The sequence below is a fragment of the Paratractidigestivibacter sp. genome (assembly GCF_052362415.1).
GTDB lineage: Bacteria > Actinomycetota > Coriobacteriia > Coriobacteriales > Atopobiaceae > Paratractidigestivibacter.
Genome location: NZ_DAWEMK010000042.1, coordinates 8,828 through 9,442, shown reverse-complemented (window position 1 = coordinate 9,442; position 615 = coordinate 8,828). Strand labels below are relative to the sequence as shown.

The following is a 615-nucleotide window of genomic DNA, read 5'->3' as shown; positions in this document are numbered from 1 at the left end:
CATCAGCCGCATCAACGGCGTCGGCGTGGACGTCACGGGGCGCTACTCGACCCTCTTCGTCTCGCATCGCGACGTTCCGGGTGTGCTCGCGGCGCTCGCGAACCTGCTGGCGTACGCGCACGTGAACATCGCGTTCTGCCGCACCTACCGCACCGAGCAGGGCGGCCAGGCGTATTCCGTGTTCGAGACGGACGGCGCGCCGGCGGACGATGTGCTCGCAATGGTGCGCGGGCTCGAGAACGTCGACTACGCGACGTTCATCTCGCTATCCGGCGCGGGCGCGGTCGTGGGGCCGGGCGTCACGGCCGAGGAGCTCTTCGACGACGGCGAGCAGATGCTCGACGCCTGCGCCGAGCTCGGGCTCTCCATCGGCGGCGTCATGCGCACGCGCGAGCAGATGCTCATCGGCGAGGCCCGCGCCGCCGCGGAGATGGCACGCGTCATTACCGTCATGCGCGACGAGACGAGCGCGCCCATCCAGAAGCCGGCGCGCTCGCTCGGCGGCTTCATCGGCGGGGAGGCGAAGGGCATCGCCGACGCTTCTGGTAGGCTCGCCGGCGCCCTCATGGGAGAGGTGCAGACCGACGCCGGCGCGCGCGCGATGGCGGGGCGCGA

The 615-nt window shown here is 71.5% G+C and carries 1 protein-coding gene; it reads left to right on the top strand.

Translation table 11 applies throughout. The annotated features are described in order from the left end of the window. The coding region (locus ACT84W_RS05850; protein ID WP_444328545.1) for an ACT domain-containing protein at positions 1-615 on the top strand (615 nt) is incomplete at both ends.